Raw genomic sequence first — 18,675 nt, 5'->3', positions numbered from 1 at the left:
GTTCCACGGTCAATTAAATCGGACCACCAGGGGATAAATAAACCCGCCCCCACCCACCATTATCAATTATCTTAGCCTTTCTTTTTGTCATATTCACGTTTGAGTAAACCAGCGATACCGAAGGCTAAACCAGTTCCCAAGATGGTAAAAGGTTCTGGAACCGCAGTAGTCTCAAAATCAAATTGTGCAGTGTTGTTGGTTTGGTCAATTCTAATTAAGCCTTGAAAACCACCTGTACCTTTAACTTGATTATCGCTTTTAAATAGGGCTTCAGCCGCGATATTAACAAACCTCATACTACCTGAGATGAAGTCATCCTCAATACTAATTGATCTTAAATCCATAGACCATTCAGATAAACCGCCCACGTCATCAAAGCGCAAGAAATCAATAACTTGATTAGTGCTGCCGAAGTCTGTATCTCTAATGATATAACGAGAGTCAATTGCTGAATTAGTGGTATAGTCAACAAAAACCCCTGTAGCTGTATGGTTATCAATACCAAAATTACCAGTAGGACCCCCGGCATTACCAGCAGCATCTAGGAAGTCGAAATTTAGGGAGGTGCTATTATCGCCAATTACGGTAAAAATGGAGTTGGCTGTAAAGCGATCGCCTGGGGAAAAAGTCAAGGCTTGAGCGGGTGCAGCAGCTAGGAATGATAGACTAGCAATGGATAGAGAAACTGTGGCACATTGGACCTGATGTTGTAGTTTCATCTTCTGTCAACCCTATTTTCCTAAAAGAATTATGCTTTTAGTATGGCAACTCTCCAGGCCAATGTCTAGCACACTTAGGGCATTTTATCAACACATTACATAAAAATACGGTTCAGCTTCACATAAAAGGGGGTTTTGTAAAGCAGCAACCGTAAAATCACGGTATGACCCCAACCGAAAAACAAACCCGCCCCTAGGTTGATGTTTCTGACGGGCAGGCTTAGTATATGTCAACTGGTGAGAAACCTTAACAGGCTGTTGATAGCCTTAGCTTTCCTTTTTGGAGGGTTGACGTTTCAGCAAGCCAGCCATCATTCCGAAAGCGACTCCAGCGCCAATAATGCCCATGGGTTCGGGGACAGAAGTAACTTCAAAATCAAATTGTGCGGTATTGAATTCGCGGTCAATTCTGATCAAGCCTTGATAGCCGCCGCCACCTTGTGCTACATTATCGCCTCTAAACAGGGCTGTGGCATAAATATCGACAAACCGCATATTATTAACAGCACTATCGCTGACGACATTGATGGATGTCAAATCCATAGACCACTCATCTAAACCGCCAAGACCATCATTAAAGGTTAAGAAGTTGGCTACTTGGGTGGCGCTACCAAAATCAACGTTTTGAATGGTATATTCTGAGCGAACTTGGGAACCTGTGGTGTAGTCTACAAAAGAACCCACAGCAGTAAAGTTATCAATGCCGAAGTTCCCCGGCCCACCAGTGTTGCCGTCTACGTCGAGGAAGTCAAAAAATAGAGATGTGGAAGAATCTCCGACTAATGTAAATTGGGCGTTGGCGGTAAAGCGATCGCCAATATTAAATGTAACAGCTTCAGCGGGTGAGCTGGTTAAAACAGATACGCTGGCAACAGATGCAGCAATGGCAGCAAATTTAATTTGATTTGATAAATTCATTCTCGGTGTGTCCTGTGTTAATAACTTGCTATAACTGCATTCTGGCAAGTCCCCACAGTTACTGTCTACCCCTAAAAGCTGATTTTACGAAGACATTACATAAAAATACGGTTCAGCTTCACATTAAAGGGGGTTTTGTAAAGCATGACCCGTAAAATTACTGATGCGCCCCAGTGTCTGTAGTTAAAAATACTGACATGACATAGGGCGACAACAGAGAGGCGCTTAGGCTTTGAGGCTAGATTGCTTTTTCTTCTTGTCGTGTTCACGCTTGAACATACTGCCAAAACCCAAAGCCATACCTGTACCCAAAATAGTCAGAGGTTCGGGGACTTGTTCGATATTGTCTACACCGCCGCCTGCGCCAGCTAATTCAAAGCTACCGTCAGTAGTTTGGAATTTAACGGGAAAATCAAGGAGGTTCGCGCCAATGGTAGTGGTCCCGTTGGTAAAGTCGCCTCCAATCCTTAATCGTAGACTATCAGATGCACCAGCAGCTAAAGCACTGTTCTGGGAACCACCATTACAACCCTGGGTGAAAATACAGATGTCAATTTGTTTAAAACCACCGGGGAAGGTTTGTTGACCGCTCCTAACTTGAGCCCCACTGAAGTTAGTGCCACTTTGTAGGAGTTCAACACTGGTGGCGTTGGGGTCGATACCGAATCCAAAACTAACAATACCAGCTTCGGTAAATGTTTGGGTGAGTGCTGTGGTGTTGCTAATATTGATGGTCAGGTCGAGATAGCTACTGGTAAAGCTATCAACCTTAAAGGTAGAAAATGCACTCAGGTCTTGACTCAGGCCGCCGGAACCATCAAAATTTTTATCCAAAAACCAATCAATCCGAAAGGTTGATCCTATATCATTGGTGGTAACTCCGACCTGCCACAGGTCTTGTTGGGGATTTCCGGCTTGATCTCCGGTTCTGGTAATATTAAAGGCGGCAGCGGGTAAAAATGCGGAAGAAACGATGGCTACACTGGTGGCTAATAAAGCTGTACCAAATAAATAATTTGTTTTCATGGGTGGGAATAGGTTTTAGTTGAAAGGATGTTTGTAGTAATCAAAAATATTAACTACATAAGTGATATATATATGAAATTGAAGGAAAAAAAAGATGATCGGAGGCAATTTGTCTATAATTTTACAAAGTCGATCGCTTATCTTTACATAATATGGTCAATTGTAAATCTTTGACAGGATGATTGACTAATCGCTAAATATGTGGTAAAAAAGCACGGCTCAAGCTATCAGTATGAGGGGGAATTTGTTGGCCAAGTTAAAATACCCCGATCGCCATCTAATTCTACTTGTAAGCCGACAGGTAAAATAGCGTTGGGGCCGTCGTGACCAAAGCTAAGATTAGCGACAATGGGGATATTCAGGTCAAAAAGGCGATCGCGCAATACTTGTTCTACGGAAAAATCCCCAGGGGAGTTAAAGGGAGACCCGGACTGACTAAAGCGCCCCAAGGCGATACCAAGGACACCCTCAAAGGCTCCTATGGTGCGCCAGTAGGTTAACATTCTATCTAGGCGGTAGGGTTCCTCGTTGACATCCTCAAAGGCGAGGATAGCATTAGTTAAATCCGGTTGGTGGGGGGTTCCTAATAGATAGGTAGCCACAGTTAAATTACCAGGAAATAGGCGACCGCGTACTTTACCGCCGCCCCACCCGTCTCCGTGGAGAGGTTTTAAGGGTTTACCTGCTAGATAGTCAAATAAACGAGCGATCGCCCAATCAGGTTCTTGGGCTAAAGTGGTTAAAACCGGGCCATGAATGCCTAAAATATTTTCCTGTCGGGACAAAGCCCACAATAGGGCGGTAATATCAGAAAACCCGATTAAAAACTTGGGGTTAGTGGAGGGGGGAATATCAGCAATAGACAACCCTTCCAGGAGTCTAGTCGCGCCATAGCCTCCCCTAGCACAGAGAATACCTCGGCTGTAGTCATCGCCAATGGCATCTAAGAGTTGACGGCGGCGATCGCTATCGGTTCCGGCGAAATAACCCCAACTGCGATCGTAACCAGAAGTGAGGCTAATTTGATATCCTTGCGATCGCCAAATATCTAAACCTGTTTCTACAGATAATGGTTCCCGAATTTTGCCACTCGGAGCAATGACGCGCAAGTGATCGCCGGGTTTTAACTCCTCAAATGTCATGGTCGCTATCATCCTCCTGAGTAGAATCATTAGGGGAACTATCGGGTAATTCTGGGGGGGTGTCTGCTGCTATTAACACCTGATCAGATTCGGAAATATCGGAACTTTCGAGTATAGGTTGACTCAAAGTCCAGTTATCAAAAATATCCTTTAATACGGCTTGTTCCAACCAAGTTTTGGTGACGACGGCCAAAGGAAGGGCGAGAACCAAACCCCCAAATCCCAGAAATCTGGCAAAAAACAATTGTGCCATCAAGGTAGCGGCTGGGAGTAGAGAAATTTGTCTCTGCATAATCATGGGACTGAACCAATAACTCTCCAAGTTCTGAATAATAATATATGCGACCAAGACTAAAAAGGCTTTACCGGGGGAGTCTAAAAGAGCGACGGAAACGGGAAATACGACACTCAAGGTGGGGCCGATATTCGGAACTAGGTTAAACACGCCAGCTAACAAGGCATGGGCGAGAACAAATTCGACATTTAATATGGTTAAACTGATATAACTCAGAGTAGCGATAAACACAGAGTTAATGGCAATTCCGCGCATCCACTGCAAGAGGGAAATTTCACAGAGACCCAAAATTTCATCGGCTCGGCGGCGATAAAAGGAGGGAAATAAGCGCACCACTAGCCGCCGATAGGAGGCGGGATTGGCGACTAACATGAGGGTAAAAACAAAGATTAATAGACCCTGTAGGAGTGTGTTAACGGAGAAGTTAAAGACGGCGAAGAAATTGCCGAGGATATTCTGAGCCAGGGGCCCAACTTGTCTAGCAATTTCGGTAAAGCCGGGGAGTCTCAAGTTAATTTCTGGGAGCCAAATCGGAGGTTGTTGGAGGGTTAAATCAATCCAACGGCTGAATCTTTCATAGCCTCTAGGAACCAAGTTGAGCAGTTGTTGAAACTGGTCTAAAAAGGGAGGCATAATTAGACTAAAAAACATAATGCCCAAAAAGGAAACTAAGCTGATAGCTAGGAAGACGGCTTTACCGCGACTCAGCCTAAATCGTTGTAGCCAGCGCACTAAACCATTAAGGGCGATCGCCAAGATAACTGAAGTAAATAACAGTAAGAGAATATGTCGAAATTCCCATAAAATGGTTAGGGAAATGGCTAGAAATAAAAAGGCGATCCAATCTCCAAGTTTCACTATTTAACTCCCATTGATGCGCTTGCCAACTATGATGATGGTGTTAGATTATCTGATTTTGCCTGTAAATTTGCAGATAATTTATGTTCGCCATCTAACAGAAACAACCAAACCACTACTACCAACCAGTGAAACAAAACTGGAATTAACAAAGACCCGGTTAAAGTATAGGCGATCGTGCAAGCTAATCCCAAAATTGTAGCTAAACTTAAAAATGGGGTTTGGCAAAAGGTAGGATTTCCGGCTCGATTATAAGTTAAAGCGGCGATGGGGTGGGAAATTATAAACAGAATGAGGCTGAAAGCCGCCCAAAATAGCCATATCAGGGGCGAGAGAGCTTCTGTGGGGGGAGGTATTAACAGCACGCGAAAGAGGGTTTCCTCAAGCAGTGCGGGGGTGATAAATAGCCAAATCATAGCCCCTAGGAGTCGCAGGGGGTGAAAATCTATGGGGTTCCATTTGAGAAAATTCATGGAGAAGCCGAGGGGAAGGGCGATCGCACTATAAACCAGAAAGGTGGCGGCTAAAATCCACCAATCTGATGGGGTGGGAAGGGCTGTGGCCATTGCTAAACGGTTTAAGAGATTTGCCAAAATGGACATTTGATAAGCACCTCTAAATTTAGGCGATCGCCATAGCTATTTGTTAGCGTTGGCTAAATTGTCCTAACTGTTGGGTGAAGGATTCCCAGAAAGCCTGTTCTTCTCCGATTCTGGTAGTATTTAAACCAGCGTTAAGACTACCTCGGAGGTTTTGGTAATAAGTATCATCTAAAAATGTGATCTCAAGACCAGCGATCGCTAATCTTCGCTGCAAGTCTTCCTGGGTGTAATCTCGGCCATCAATCAAAGCCCCTCGCGGGTCAGACACCAATAATTTGCCATTGACAAACACCGAATTAACCGGGTTCGGCCACCAAGCATATCCGGTATAACCAAACATGGCTGGGACTTCCACAATTTGCTCATCATTAAGTTTAAATTCCTCTTTTAACTGATTAATTAAAGGGGTGATTTTGTCACGATGCAACCTCAAATTATGCTGAATTAATAGTTCATTATTCAGGGCGGCTCTCACTGTGGTTTGGGTGCTTAAACTGCGATTAATTGCTGCGCCTTCGTAACCGGTTTGGGCTAATTGCCGCAATAAATTTACCCCTTCTTGGGGACTAACGACTAGCATTAAGGGTTTACCTGATGCTGTCGGAACAAATGTAATTAGTTCATCTACTTGGCGAGTAATTAACCAAGATGTGTCAATTTCTACGGGGGGCCACTGAACTTGTTGGGCTTCTAAAAAGGCTAAAATATCGGGATTGATAGTTTCGCCGTCGGCTTTTCCGTAGTAAATACGCCCCATAGGATAGCCGGGAAGAGGTGGGGTAACATTAAGGTTGCCATAGAAATCTAACCATTGATTTGGGGAGTCAATTTCGCGGGGTTCTCCTATTTCAGCCCAACCAAAATTTCGCCCTAATAAGGATCTGGCATAATCACCACCGCCAGGGGGACTTAAAGCTACATTGTATTGACGCAAACCATCAGGACTGGGAAATTGTACATAGCCAATGGCGGTGCTATCTCGCATCCAGACGGTTTCTCCTGGGGTAATACGGGTGGGGGTTCCGGTGGGAGCGATCGCATCTTGTAGGGCTTCTACTACGTCTTGATTCACACCGCGATCGCTTATATGTACCTGGGAAACGGGGGCGGTATTAGGAGACATAATCCAAGGTGCGACACCCATTTGGATTTGGTCAGAGGCGATTTCTGTGTCATTTTTACGGGCGATCGCTTTGACATTGACCAAGCCACTCCATTGACCATCAGCGAATTGTTTAGCTTCCACACCGAGGATAATAGTAGGGCTAAATTCCAGGGGAGAAGCACCGGACAAATCAATATATTTCCAGCCGCCAATAGTTTTCTGGAACATATTAATCCGGCGGCGGGAGGCTTCATCAACGCTAATATATATATCTGCGTCTTGATATTCTTCGGAAATCTTAAAGTGAATTTGGGCTAAATCTGCCTCATCATATTCGCCATTAACAATGCGATCGTGACTGTCGGGAATACCACTGCGATCGTCATCATCATTATTAAACAGAATTAAGGGTCCAGCAGATAATGACCATTGGCTAGGGCGCATTTTGTCGAGAGCATCAATTACCCCATCTCGGTTAACATCAGCATGGAGAGCAAAACCGGGAAACTTGGGTTCAGCGACAGAAAACTGAGCAATTTCTCCTGTAGTAGCGGTCGGTTCAGCTTCTGGTTGACTAGCTAGGGCTCGTTGATAGGTGACAATGGCTAAATAGCCCTGGTATTCAACAATTTTGTCAATGGCTTGGGGTTGAATTAAACTATCTGCGGGAATTTGTCGCAAGGAGTCGATCGCACCTATCCACAACTGTTGTGCCATTTCCCAATCCTTGACGGTGGGGTTAGGATATTTGCCAATTTCGACTGCTTCGAGTGCTAATTGGGAGGCTTGTTTCCAGTGTTGGCTGGCTTTTTCTTCGTTACGAATGCGGCTTTCGGTTTGGCGTAGGGCTTGCCGCCAACTCTGATATTGTTGCAGTTGTAGTTCATATTGCCAGGCTTCCTGAACTACCAGGGGGTCAGGGGGGCCAGATACTTGGTCAAGTTGGGCTTGTAGGCGATCGCGTAATTCATATAATTGAGCCACAGATTGGGGATTTTCCCGCACTGTTTCTAAGCGATCTAAGCTAGAGGAAGTTCTGCCATATTCCGATAAGCGAGTTTCCAATTCCCAGATCTTATATTCTACAGGCCCCTCTGTCTCCGCTGCTAGTTGAGCCACTGCATGAGGCGCGGGTACTAAGATAATCCCCACCACAACGCCCAATGTATTGACTAATGCCATCGCTATGTACCGCATCCACCCCATAGTTAACTCCTCAAGCGACGACATTGATTTTACCAGAAAGGCAGTGGGATTTATGCAGAAAGCAAAGTTTGAGGATTGGCGGAAATTTCATCGATGTTATCCACAATTTCAAACACCCTATCTAGTTGGGTAATTTCCAATACCATCTTAGCCACATCCCCCAGGTGGCAAACCACTAAACGACAACCCAATTTTTTAGCTGTTTTTTGAGCCACCACTAAAGCCCCCAAACCAGAACTATCGATAAATTCTACATGGCTCATATCTATGATCCAAAGTCTGGGTGGTTCATAAGTGATTGACAAAAACTGTTTTTTCAGTTCTTCTGAACCTTGGGAATCTAATTTATTCTGAGGCCGAATGATCCAGGGTTTGTTAGCACTCATGACTATTTCTCCTATGTCTAATGAATTTTTGAAAAGTTTTTGGTCAACCTACCACACTTGCCTTTAGACGAGGTAGTTATAGGAAAGATTCCCCTGGTGACAACTACATGGTATCTGACCGAGGTGCCAAATATGTTGTCGTAGGTAACAAAAAATGTGTGTTGGCGATCGCCCCTGCCACACCCAGGGGAGAGTTCCCCCGAGATTAACCACCACAGCTATGGCGGTTATCGAATGCAATATAGCTAAAAATATTATACTATTGTAAAGAATTGCGAAAAAAATATGAAGACACCATTGAATGTCCTTTGAAGTTGTATCACTGGAAACAATTAAGGCGATCGCCCATGAATATGGCTATTGGGCGGTTTTCGGCGGTATCGCCCTAGAAAATGCCGGGGTTCCTCTACCGGGAGAAACTATCACACTGGTGGGGGGATTCCTAGCCGGGAGTGGAGAACTTAACTATTGGTGGGTTCTCGGTTGTGCGATCGCAGGTGCCATCCTAGGGGATAACTGCGGTTACTGGGTAGGGCGCTGGGGTGGTTGGCCGTTTTTGTGTTTATTGGGTAAGTTATTCCGCATCAAGGAAGAACAACTAATTGAAGTCAAAGACCAATTCAGCCAAAATGCAGCTAAGGCCGTTTTTTTAGGTAGATTTGTGGCCCTCCTGCGAATTTTTGCCGGCCCCCTAGCCGGAATTGCTGGGATGAAATACTGGAAATTTTTTCTATGTAATGGTGCTGGGGCGATACTCTGGGCTTCTGTAATGGTTAGCCTTGCCTATTTTGTCGGTCAGGTTGTCCCTTTACCCCAATTAGTTTCTTGGGTGGGTGAATTTGCGATCATTGCTCTGTTATTGGTGGTGGCTTGGTTTGTGATTCCCATGTGGTGGGAGTCTCGCCAGGCGAAAAATATTTAGGGATACAAAAAAAATCCCCGCTCTCCTATGAACGGGGAACCTAGGTAAAATTAACAGAGGCTCAAATTAGCTCTAGCTGCGATCGTTAGCCAAAACCGGCTCAAAACTAGGAACGACCAGTTCATCATTTTGTTTGGTCAACTGGTTGTAAAGCAGCTCTGTATTGGGGAAATTAGCAGCAGGAAGCGTGGGGAAACGCCGATAAGGAACAGTATCCTCGCCAAACACCTGAGCATACTCCATGCTGTTAACCATTGCGCCAATAAACGCCTTCAGACCCTGAGAAGCCAAGATTTGGTTATACTTGCGAATCTCCGCCTGATTAAGGGGAGCGCGACCCAAGAAGTGCTTAGTTCCCAACTCAATCACCTTAGTATTGGGATAGGGAGTGTAGAACTCGCGGATATACAAAGCAGAAGCTCCCAAGGCTTCGACGAACTCCTTAACGGTAATTTCGCCATTACCAAGTTTACTTTCGAGAGCGGTAAACTCTTTCTTAGTAACATAGGGGTCAATATCTCGCTCGAAAATCTGCCGATAGATAGCACCAATTGTAGTTTGGAGCGCCACCTTATCAGTCACATTGGTGAGTTTAAACACCTTAGACTGTTCGCGACGCTTGTTAACTCCCTGTTTAATCTGGTTATCGATTTCCAGTTCACCTTTCATCTGGTCAGTAGGAGTTCCCAACTCCACAAACCTGGGAGTAGGTTCGTCTTTAACCATAGTCATCTTCTCAGCCAGGGTTCCCACACGCATAGAACGCAGAGACAGACCACCCGGAGTCAGATAACGCTCATAGGGAATAGTATCTTCCCCAAAGGCTTCGTTATACTCAACGGAATCAATAATGGCATCCACCAGAGCATAGAAACCCTTTTTAGAGCAAAGGTCAAAGTAGGAATTCATTTCCTGTCGTCCATAGGTGGGTCGTCCCAACAGACGGCGGTGAATGTATTCGATCGCCTTACAAACATAAAGGGAAGTCCAATACATATTGCGGAACACATCAGACTTCGCCAGAATGCGGATAAACTCCCGAACCGTGATATCCCCATTTTCCAGCTTAATCTCAGCCACAGTTTGGCGCTGACCAGAATAGAGTTCCCGACCAAACACCTGCAAATAAGCCGCTCGGATCACCTTCTGAGTGGAACTTTCAGAGAACTTAACACTAGCGCCACTGTTCCCACCCTTGTTGCTAAATTTACTCGAAATATAACCACCGGGAAGTTGATCGAGCTTAAACACCTTGGGACCGAGAGAACCCGGAGCATTCCCACGAGCGCCAGGGTTGCTCAATTGGTTATCAATTCCGGCTCCATTGTGAATTAGAATCCGGCGAGTATCCTTACCAAAGGGAGCCGGACGATTTTGGGGAGAGCGGGTTTCTTTCGGGAAAATCGCCCCAAACTGAATTTCTAAAGGATCGTTACCAATACCATAGACGTGCTGATCTCGCAGAGGCTGTTTATAGTCACCAAACAGAGTAACAAACTGCGGAACCTTACGGAAAGGCGCACTGTAGTTAAACAGGTCAATTTGAGGACCCCAGTTGCGGCACTCTTGGGCTTCCGTACCCAGACCCCGCAGATAGGGCACGGTTTCTTCACCAAAGTAATCAGCATACTCGGTTGAATCAACCATAGCATCCACCAGAGCAGCCAAACCGCCTTTAGTGACGATCGCAAAATATTTGCTAAACTCTTCTGGAGAACTCAAACCCCGTCCCAAGAAGTGACGCGCCGCCAGTTCCACCACCCGGCTGTTGACAAACCGCGAGTAGAACTGCTGGCGATACAGAGGAGACTTACCCAAACGACGGATAAACTCCTTAGTGCTAATTTCGCCATTTTTAAACTTGGATTCCAGGTCAGAAATTCCTTGGCTATAAGCGCGGGTAATATCACGCTCAAACACCTGCCTATAAGCAGCTTTCACCACATCTAGTTTTTCTGATGAAGACATACCCGACTTCATCACAAACTTCTGGCGAGCCTCAGCCGCATTAAAGTAAATCTGAGGCAATTCCAAGCCTTGCTGATCAACACTCTGACCTTGACGGACTTTGTTAGAAGGGGTTGCGCCTTCAAATTCGCTAATCAGAACATTGAAGTATTGCAGGGCAATTTCCTGACCTTCTTTGTCATTTTGCAGATATCCCAGAGCCGATCGCCGCATTTCCTGTAAGGCCACCAAAGTCGCCGCACTAGAACAGGCATTTTCGATAATTTCCCGCAAACCACGCACGTTAACCGCGATGATATTAGGATCACCCGCCACGATCGCGTAAGTGGTATAACGCAAGAACCAGCTCAAATCCCGCAGGGATTTAGTCATATTTCCCGGACCATAGCGGGAGACATTAATGGGACGGAACCCCGGCGGCAGGAATACTGCAGGGCCAGTTCCTGAATCTTGGAACAGGGACTTTATACCATCAAAGAAGCCACCTCCCCGGTTGTCCACATAGGAAATTGTTCCCAGCTTCATCCCTTCGGCGACTTCCATATCCCCACTACCCGCCGCAGCCATAGCCATTTCTGGCTCTTCGGGTCTTTCCAAAAACGCCAAAGGGGAGCCTCCCGTAAAAATCCGGTTAGCTGCCCTAGACACAATTAATTCTGCGTTTTGGGTGAGAACTTGGGCGATCTCCAGACGTTTGGCCCCAGAACTAAAGTAAGTTGCTAAATCACTAAGTTCAGTTTTCCCCAAGTAGCGATCTTGTTGTTCGGCTTGAGAAATTGTTGAAACTGGGACGGTTTTGTAAAGTTGCGGACGCGCAACTGAGCTGCCACCACTTGCCTTAACACTCATTCGATCTCTATCGCTCCCTATTCACAGTCATTACACTACGGGCATATTACATACACCCTATAACAGGTCATTCTACCCAAGCTCAAGGATCACTTAGACTCCACCGCCAAGTTGAACTGGCTGGGGCTATTGCTCCTTGAGTTGTTAACCTGGTTAATCTTTTTACAGATAATTACAGCTAAAATGTTTTTGGCTGCAATCCTCGCATTTTATTAAATCGCGTATCCAGACCTATTGTATAGACTTACCAGAACTTATCTGAGAAAAAACGATAAGTTTTGTTACATGACCAACACCCTAGAGATTTATGGTCTACTGGGGGCGATTGTAGGGTATTCTGAAAAAGCACGTTCGCTTGCTTGCTTGGGTTGTTGTCTGTTGGTTTTGATCATGGAAGAAATTAGCGCTGCTGTCAAACGGCTTTACGATATTTACCCTTTTCCCCCCGACCCTTTGTTAAATGAACCGCCACCGGGTTATAACTGGCGCTGGTGTTGGTCAGCAGCCTATGGATTTTGTACGGGACAAAAACCCCAAAAAACCAAAATTCGGATTTTGGATGCCGGTTGTGGGACGGGTTCGAGTACGGAATATCTGATTCAGCTTAACCCAGAGGCTGAGGTTTTGGGTATTGATTTGAGTTCAGGAGCGATCGCTACCGCTCAAGAACGCTGTCGGCGCTCCGGGATATCTACTCGGGGAACTCCAGAGCCTCAATTTAAACAGATGAGTCTCTATGATGTGGGACAACTCGAGGGAGAGTTTGATTTGATTAACTGTGTGGGGGTACTCCATCACCTACCAGACCCCATTCGGGGTATCCAAGCCTTGGCTTCTAAATTAGCGCCCGGGGGATTATTACATATTTTTGTTTATGCTGAGTTGGGTCGCTGGGAAGTGCGACTTATGCAGCAGGCGATCGCCTTACTACAAGGGGACAAACGCGGCGATTATCACGACGGCGTAAATGTGGGGCGCAAAGTTTTTGAAGCCTTACCCGAAGATAACCGTCTAGTCCTGTATGAGTCCGAACGTTGGGCTCTGGAAAATCAGCGAGATGAGTGTTTTGCTGATATGTATGTCCATCCCCAAGAAATTGACTACAACATTGACACTCTGTTTGAGTTGATTGATAGCTCTCAATTGGAATTTGTCGGTTTTTCTAATCCTGAGTATTGGGATATTAATCGCCTGATTGGTAAATCCCCCGAACTTATCGAAAGGGTGGAAAATTTAAGCGATCGCCAACTATATCGCCTCATTGAGTTATTAGACCCCCAAGTTAGCCATTATGAGTTTTTCCTGGCTCGTCCCCCTGTACCCAAGGCTAATTGGTCTGATGATAGCGCTTTATTAGCTGCCATTCCTCAGTTAACCTACTGTTTGAATGGTTGGCCGAGTCAAACAGTATTTGATTGCAATTATCACCTGGTGACATTATCAGATGATGAGTTTGAGTTTCTCAAAGCCTGTGAAACTAATTCAACTGCTGATGGTACCGTAGAAAATCCCCGCACTGTCGGTGATATTCTGGCTGCTGTCCAACTCGATATTTCTGGAGTGCGATCGCTCCTATCTCGACAGTTTATCCTCCTAACTCCCACCTCTTAGCAGGGGGGGTGAATCAATCAATATTAGCCAGATTCATAATCACTGCCTCCAAGCCAGAAACTACCCTAGCGAGGTGGTTATAGTTAACCATTGCTGGGGTATCTTCCTGGCTGTGATAGTAGGGATAGCGAAACATAGCCGTATCCGTGACCATAATTCCCGGATAACCCTCCTGCCAGAAAGACCAATGATCCGACCAACCCGCACCCGGAACCGTATTAGGTAAAATCGAGCCTTCTGAGGGAAACAGCGTATGGGTACGGAATGCTTTAACTACTTGCCGGACTAATCCCCCAGACGCGAAGTTACCAACAAATGCGATAAAGTTTCCAGTAATCGGGTAAATATTATTTAATAGCCCCAGGGGGTAGGTTTGACTTCCAGGAGTGTCCGAGTAGTAGCCCATTGTTTCTAAACTCAGCATCGCCACTATTTTCTCATTTCTTTCTCGCGATCGCTTTGCATAAACCCAACTTCCCATGTCTGGAGTCCAGCTAAAAGGCGGTTCTTCATTCACAAATTCCACAAATCTTAGAGTTTTTTGGGGATGGGTTGGCGCGAAATAATCGGCTAGTGCTAAGACCGCCGCCGCTCCTGATCCGTTATCATTAGCCCCAGGAGATCCTACCACAGAATCATAGTGAGCCCCAATCACTATAATTTCTTCCCCCAGGGCTTCCCCTGGTATTTCTACCTCTAAATTGGTAAATTGGCGATCGCCAATCAGATATTCTTGGCGTTGGACTGTATAACCAGCTTGGGTTAGTCTACTTTCCAGGTAAGCCTCAGTTTTAAGAAGATTATCATAATATATATAGTTGTGTTCTCCCGCCCCAGCGATCGCTTCTACGTCTTGTCGTAGGCGATCGCTAACTTCTTCCTCGTGTCTTGTCAGGGGTGGAAGTGTACCTCTGTAGCTTTTTCCTGGCATCAATATCATGATTACTCCCCTTTCCCATAGTAGGGCGATCGCTAGACTTATCAATCACGAAAATAACTTCGGTGTACCTTAGCACAGTAAATGTTAATCATTTCCCAACTTAATGATAGATTAAGTCTATCATCTTAATGGAGTCCACGCTTCATGCTACCTGTCACCATTGGAATACGGACAATCCTCACCCGATTTTGTCGTTTGTTAATTGTGATTACCATTGAATCATGGCTTCTGAGTGGTTATCTGAATTTTTCCCCCCGTAAAAGTGTCGAATATGCCGCCGTCATTAATTTGTTAGCCGAAATCATAGGAATTATGAGTTTTTTTATAATAAAGGCAGTTATTCCTGGCTTTGTTCATAAAGATTTTATCGTCTATATAATGGTCGGAGAAACTCCCCAATTTTCCCTAACCTTGTTACTCATTACGATGGTTTATTTTTTGTTGTATTTAGCCATTAAAATGAATGGATTTGCCTTGTATAAATTTTTATGCGAAATCCCACCGCAAAAAGATAAGCCTGAGCCAAAAAAATCTCAAAGTCCTCTGATTTTTTCCATGAATCAGGAAACTCAAATCATTATTCGCTCTCTTGTCCGCGCACACACTATTAGTTATGTGTGTATTATAGCCTTAACTGTACTACAAGCTAACGAGGTTTCATAATATGGATAATCCCCTGAAACATCCCTTAGTTAAAAATGTCACTTCTGTGGTAAATACAGTTAAGCCACCTAAGTTATATCACTGGAAAAGTGTAGTCATAGTTGGTCTATTGGCTTGGTTGGTTTCCAGCCTGCTGACCGATAACATTGAACGCAGTAACTCTATAGCTAACCTGAGTTGGATTTTGCTAACTGCTGGGATTTCCTGGCGCACCAATCAACATCCTTTTATAATTCGTGGTGTTTCCCTAAGTCCTTGGATTACCGGAACTTTAATTACCGTATTAATTTATCAGGAAACTGCCCAACAATTGCCCACATTTGCCATAACTGTTTGGCCGATTATCTGCGCTTGTTTTGTGTTTTTAATCCAGGGGATCGATGCTAAATTTAAACTGCGACCAAGTCCCCCCTTAATTAGTGGGCCGTTTCTGTTATTGATTCTTAGTCATGTAGTTCTGAGTTGCTGGATCTCCTTTTATTTTTTGGTTGATAATTGGATCCAAGAATATCCCGATCTATTTGAACAACAAATTATGCTCCAACAAGTTGATAATTTCTCGGATAATCCGAGTAATTTATAATGGTTAATAATGGTTAAAAACTGGTCAAAATAGGTGGATTTATCATGACTGTTATCATTGCGGGAGAACGTAGCGGCGTAGGTAAAACTACAATCACGCTCAGTATTTTGGCTTATCTGAAACATCACAATTTTGATGTGCAATCCTTCAAAGTTGGTCCTGATTACATTGACCCGATGTTTCATGAGTATGTTACCCAAAAACCCTGCCGAAATCTCGATCCGATTCTGACTTCAGAAGATTATGTTACATCCTGTTTTAAGCGCCATATTAGTGGCTCTCAATTAGGAGTTATTGAGGGAGTTATGGGGTTGTTTGATGGTATTCCTAGGGGGTGGAAATCCACAGAATTTAACTCTGATTTTGCCTCAACTGCTTATATTGCTGAATCCTTGAATTTACCGATTATTTTAGTGATTGATTGCTCTAGATTATCCGGTTCTGTCGCGGCGATCGCCCATGGTTATTGTACCATAAATCCTCGTCTAAAATTCGCAGGTGTCATCCTTAACCGAGTCGGAAGCGATCGCCATCTGGATTTACTGAAAGCCGCCTTAAAACCCCTGGATTTGCCCATTTTAGGTGTCCTGCGCCGCCAGGATAATATTACCATTCCTGACCGCCATTTGGGATTAGTTCCCACCCAAGAACTTTCTAATCTTGACATACTCTTAAACCGACTTACAGAATTAGCCGCTAATTGTTTTGATTGGTCTCAACTACTTCCCCTATTGGCGGCGGAAACTGTCACCCCAGAACCTCCAGAGATTCCCGTTAAAACCCCCCCTGTGAAAATAGCGATCGCTCGTGATGTCGCTTTCAGTTTTTACTATGCTGATAACCTCGATTTATTGCAAGAATTGGGAGCCGAATTAATCTGGTGGAGTCCCCTAACTCAAACCATTCCCGAACCCGTTGATGGTCTGTATTTTGGTGGCGGTTTTCCCGAAGTATTCGCTGAGTCTTTAAGTCAAAATCAACCCGCTATTCAACAAGTGCGATCGCTCATTAAGTCCGGTATTCCTACTTATGCAGAATGTGGGGGGTTAATGTATTTATGCGATCAAATTATCGACTTTAATCAACAAGCCTGGTCAATGGTCGGAATTCTTCCTACTACCGCTATTATGGAAAAACGACTCACCCTAGGATATTATCAAGGGAAAGTATTACGACAAACACCCCTACTATCCCCAGGAGATACCGTCTGCGGTCATCAATTTCACCATTCCCACCTCACCGAAGAGCCCCCTAACCCTATCTATGATATTTCTCGCTATCACAGCCTCCAACAAACTCACCCCGAAGGTTGGAACCCCCTTCCTAATGTTCACTGTTCCTATTTACACCTACATTGGGGGAGTCAGACCACCATCCCTCAACGGTTTTTAAAATCCTGTCGCCATAATTATTAATTAGATATAATATTCCCTAGGATCCGGATCGCTTGATTGAGTTTCACTAACAAAGGAATTTACAAGACCATGGAAGCTATACTCGCCGGTGCTTTAGATGCTTTTAATCGACATAGTGGCTGGATTATTTGGAATCTGTTTTTAGCGTTTATTCCCTTAGTTCTCAGCTTCTTTCTGTTTAGGCGAAAAAATCTCTCTCGGTCTTGGTTGTGGTGGATTACTTTAGTTATTTTTATCGCATTTTTACCTAATGCACCCTATTTGCTAACCGATATTATCCACTTAATCAGAGCCACCAGAGCCGGATATTCCGTCTGGGTTATTACTCTGTTTTTTATCCCCCTTCATGTCTTCGCAATTCTCATGGGATTTCAAGCCTATGTCATTTCCTTAATTAATCAGGGTCACTATTTGATTAGACAAGGAGCGAAAAAATGGGTGATTCCCGCTGAGTTTATCGTTCATTTTCTCTGTGCGATCGGTGTATATCTGGGACGTTTTCAAAGATTTAATAGTTGGGACTTGGTGACTCAACCAGATGTCATTATGGTGGAAACTTTGAATGATTTGACTAGCCGGAAACCCCTATTAGTCATCATCATTACCTTTGTGATTATATCCGTTTTATACCTAGTAATGAAACAAATCACCCTCGGCTTGATTTTACAATTTCGCCAAGTTTATAAAACCTTTGAGTAATCCCAGTCGATGCAGCAGAAATCCTCCTTTCCCTAAAAATACCCTAAAACTGACAGATAAATCTAGGGGAAATCGGACAGGTCTGATCCTCGATCGGGTTATGTCTGACAAATAAATAAGTGATGCGTTCTAGGGAAGACAACGAACTGATATTAGAGATGTTGTTATGATTGAGATTTAACTCATTTAGTCTTGATAAATTGTTGAGGGTACTAATATCATTAATTTCGTTATAACTCAGGTTAAGAACTCTCAGATTCATGAGTTGTCCCAAATCGCTAACATCGGTTAGTAAATTGTAGCTTAAATCCAGATTTTCCAGGTTCGTCAGATTCGCGAGAGGACTGATATCTGAGATCCGGTTATTCATCAATCTTAATTCGGTTAGGTTGGTGAGACTTCCTAAAGGCGCAACATCCCTAATTAAACTGGTGTTCAGATCTAGTCTATTTAAATTTAGCAAGTTTTCACTAGCTCTCGCACAGTTAAAGGTTCCGGCTTCCCTCAAAATCAGTTGTACCGTATATCTAGCATCTGGGGATAAATTCTCCCTATTCAGACACCAATCCATAATAGTTGTATAGGTTTCGGAAGGGTCGGAAGAGTCGGATTCAGCTAGGACAGACACCGGACTAATACTCCCGGTTAAACTAATCATTATCCCCATCATCGTTACTCCCCACCATCGACTCAGAAGATTACCCTTAACCATGGCTCATTCCTTCCTTGGATTGATTAATACACCATTTATAGAATAATCCCTAATTT

17 protein-coding genes are annotated in these 18,675 nt (G+C 44.3%); 6 read left to right on the top strand and 11 right to left on the bottom strand.

Features of this window, described 5'->3' with window-relative positions:
* Positions 1-71: 71 nt before the first annotated feature.
* From P5674_RS00165 to P5674_RS00130, 8 genes are all read right to left on the bottom strand, one after another.
* On the bottom strand, positions 72-719 hold the full coding sequence (locus tag P5674_RS00165; protein WP_006616011.1) for a PEP-CTERM sorting domain-containing protein: 648 nt from the start codon (positions 717-719) through the stop codon (positions 72-74).
* Between the two features lie 267 nt (positions 720-986).
* Positions 987-1,637 carry a PEP-CTERM sorting domain-containing protein gene (locus P5674_RS00160; protein ID WP_006616012.1) on the bottom strand — a complete coding sequence of 217 codons (651 nt, stop codon included), beginning with the start codon at positions 1,635-1,637 and terminating at the stop codon, positions 987-989.
* Between the two features lie 225 nt (positions 1,638-1,862).
* Positions 1,863-2,663 carry a cistern family PEP-CTERM protein gene (locus P5674_RS00155; RefSeq protein WP_006619780.1) on the bottom strand — a complete coding sequence of 267 codons (801 nt, stop codon included), beginning with the start codon at positions 2,661-2,663 and terminating at the stop codon, positions 1,863-1,865.
* A gap of 227 nt (positions 2,664-2,890) precedes the next feature.
* Entirely contained in the window at positions 2,891-3,805 is a 915-nt protein-coding gene (locus tag P5674_RS00150) for a S66 peptidase family protein (RefSeq protein WP_006619781.1), read from the bottom strand.
* Positions 3,795-4,958 (bottom strand): AI-2E family transporter, encoded by a 1,164-nt coding sequence (locus P5674_RS00145; protein ID WP_006619782.1) that lies wholly within the window; start codon positions 4,956-4,958, stop codon positions 3,795-3,797. The genes P5674_RS00150 and P5674_RS00145 overlap by 11 nt, the downstream gene beginning before the upstream one ends.
* 29 nt (positions 4,959-4,987) lie before the next feature.
* A complete protein-coding gene (locus P5674_RS00140; protein ID WP_006619783.1) occupies positions 4,988-5,560 on the bottom strand; it encodes a CPBP family glutamic-type intramembrane protease in 573 nt (190 codons plus the stop codon).
* 43 nt (positions 5,561-5,603) lie between these two features.
* Complete coding sequence (locus P5674_RS00135) at positions 5,604-7,871, bottom strand: protein-arginine deiminase domain-containing protein (RefSeq protein ID WP_006619784.1); 2,268 nt, start codon at positions 7,869-7,871, stop codon at positions 5,604-5,606.
* Positions 7,872-7,921: 50 nt separating this feature from the next.
* A complete protein-coding gene (locus tag P5674_RS00130) occupies positions 7,922-8,257 on the bottom strand; it encodes an STAS domain-containing protein (protein ID WP_006619785.1) in 336 nt (111 codons plus the stop codon).
* A gap of 301 nt (positions 8,258-8,558) precedes the next feature.
* Between P5674_RS00130 and P5674_RS00125 the strand changes: the two genes are divergently transcribed.
* Positions 8,559-9,179, top strand: a complete 621-nt coding sequence (locus tag P5674_RS00125; protein ID WP_006619786.1) for a DedA family protein — start codon at positions 8,559-8,561, stop codon at positions 9,177-9,179.
* Between the two features lie 72 nt (positions 9,180-9,251).
* Here the strand turns inward: P5674_RS00125 and P5674_RS00120 are convergent, their stop codons facing one another.
* Complete coding sequence (locus P5674_RS00120) at positions 9,252-11,996, bottom strand: phycobilisome rod-core linker polypeptide (protein WP_006619787.1); 2,745 nt, start codon at positions 11,994-11,996, stop codon at positions 9,252-9,254.
* A gap of 390 nt (positions 11,997-12,386) precedes the next feature.
* Between P5674_RS00120 and P5674_RS00115 the strand changes: the two genes are divergently transcribed.
* Positions 12,387-13,607 carry a class I SAM-dependent methyltransferase gene (locus tag P5674_RS00115; RefSeq protein WP_035736181.1) on the top strand — a complete coding sequence of 407 codons (1,221 nt, stop codon included), beginning with the start codon at positions 12,387-12,389 and terminating at the stop codon, positions 13,605-13,607.
* Between the two features lie 13 nt (positions 13,608-13,620).
* On the opposite strand, the gene P5674_RS00110 is transcribed toward P5674_RS00115, so the two are convergent.
* The gene (locus P5674_RS00110; protein ID WP_035736175.1) at positions 13,621-14,547 is read right to left on the bottom strand and encodes a M28 family peptidase; all 927 of its coding nucleotides are present in this window, start codon (positions 14,545-14,547) and stop codon (positions 13,621-13,623) included.
* Positions 14,548-14,691: 144 nt separating this feature from the next.
* On the opposite strand from P5674_RS00110, the gene fraC reads away from it, so the two are divergent.
* The 4 genes from fraC (at position 14,692) to P5674_RS00090 (ending at position 17,907) form a co-directional block, all read left to right on the top strand.
* Complete coding sequence (gene fraC, locus P5674_RS00105) at positions 14,692-15,210, top strand: filament integrity protein FraC (RefSeq protein WP_006619790.1); 519 nt, start codon at positions 14,692-14,694, stop codon at positions 15,208-15,210.
* A gap of 1 nt (position 15,211) precedes the next feature.
* Positions 15,212-15,793: a DUF5357 family protein gene (locus P5674_RS00100; protein WP_006619791.1), complete on the top strand. Its 582-nt coding sequence runs from the start codon at positions 15,212-15,214 to the stop codon at positions 15,791-15,793.
* A 44-nt stretch (positions 15,794-15,837) separates the two neighbouring features.
* The gene (locus tag P5674_RS00095; RefSeq protein ID WP_006619792.1) at positions 15,838-17,208 is read left to right on the top strand and encodes a cobyrinate a,c-diamide synthase; all 1,371 of its coding nucleotides are present in this window, start codon (positions 15,838-15,840) and stop codon (positions 17,206-17,208) included.
* 69 nt (positions 17,209-17,277) lie between these two features.
* The gene (locus tag P5674_RS00090) at positions 17,278-17,907 is read left to right on the top strand and encodes a DUF1361 domain-containing protein (RefSeq protein ID WP_006619793.1); all 630 of its coding nucleotides are present in this window, start codon (positions 17,278-17,280) and stop codon (positions 17,905-17,907) included.
* A gap of 43 nt (positions 17,908-17,950) precedes the next feature.
* On the opposite strand, the gene P5674_RS00085 is transcribed toward P5674_RS00090, so the two are convergent.
* Positions 17,951-18,619 carry a leucine-rich repeat domain-containing protein gene (locus P5674_RS00085; protein WP_035736170.1) on the bottom strand — a complete coding sequence of 223 codons (669 nt, stop codon included), beginning with the start codon at positions 18,617-18,619 and terminating at the stop codon, positions 17,951-17,953.
* Positions 18,620-18,675: the final 56 nt, after the last annotated feature.

Source organism: Limnospira sp. PMC 289.06 (assembly GCF_032350395.1).
Classification (GTDB): domain Bacteria; phylum Cyanobacteriota; class Cyanobacteriia; order Cyanobacteriales; family Microcoleaceae; genus Limnospira; species Limnospira platensis.
Note: the sequence above shows the minus strand (reverse complement) of the source record. Positions and strands in the feature narration are given on the sequence as shown.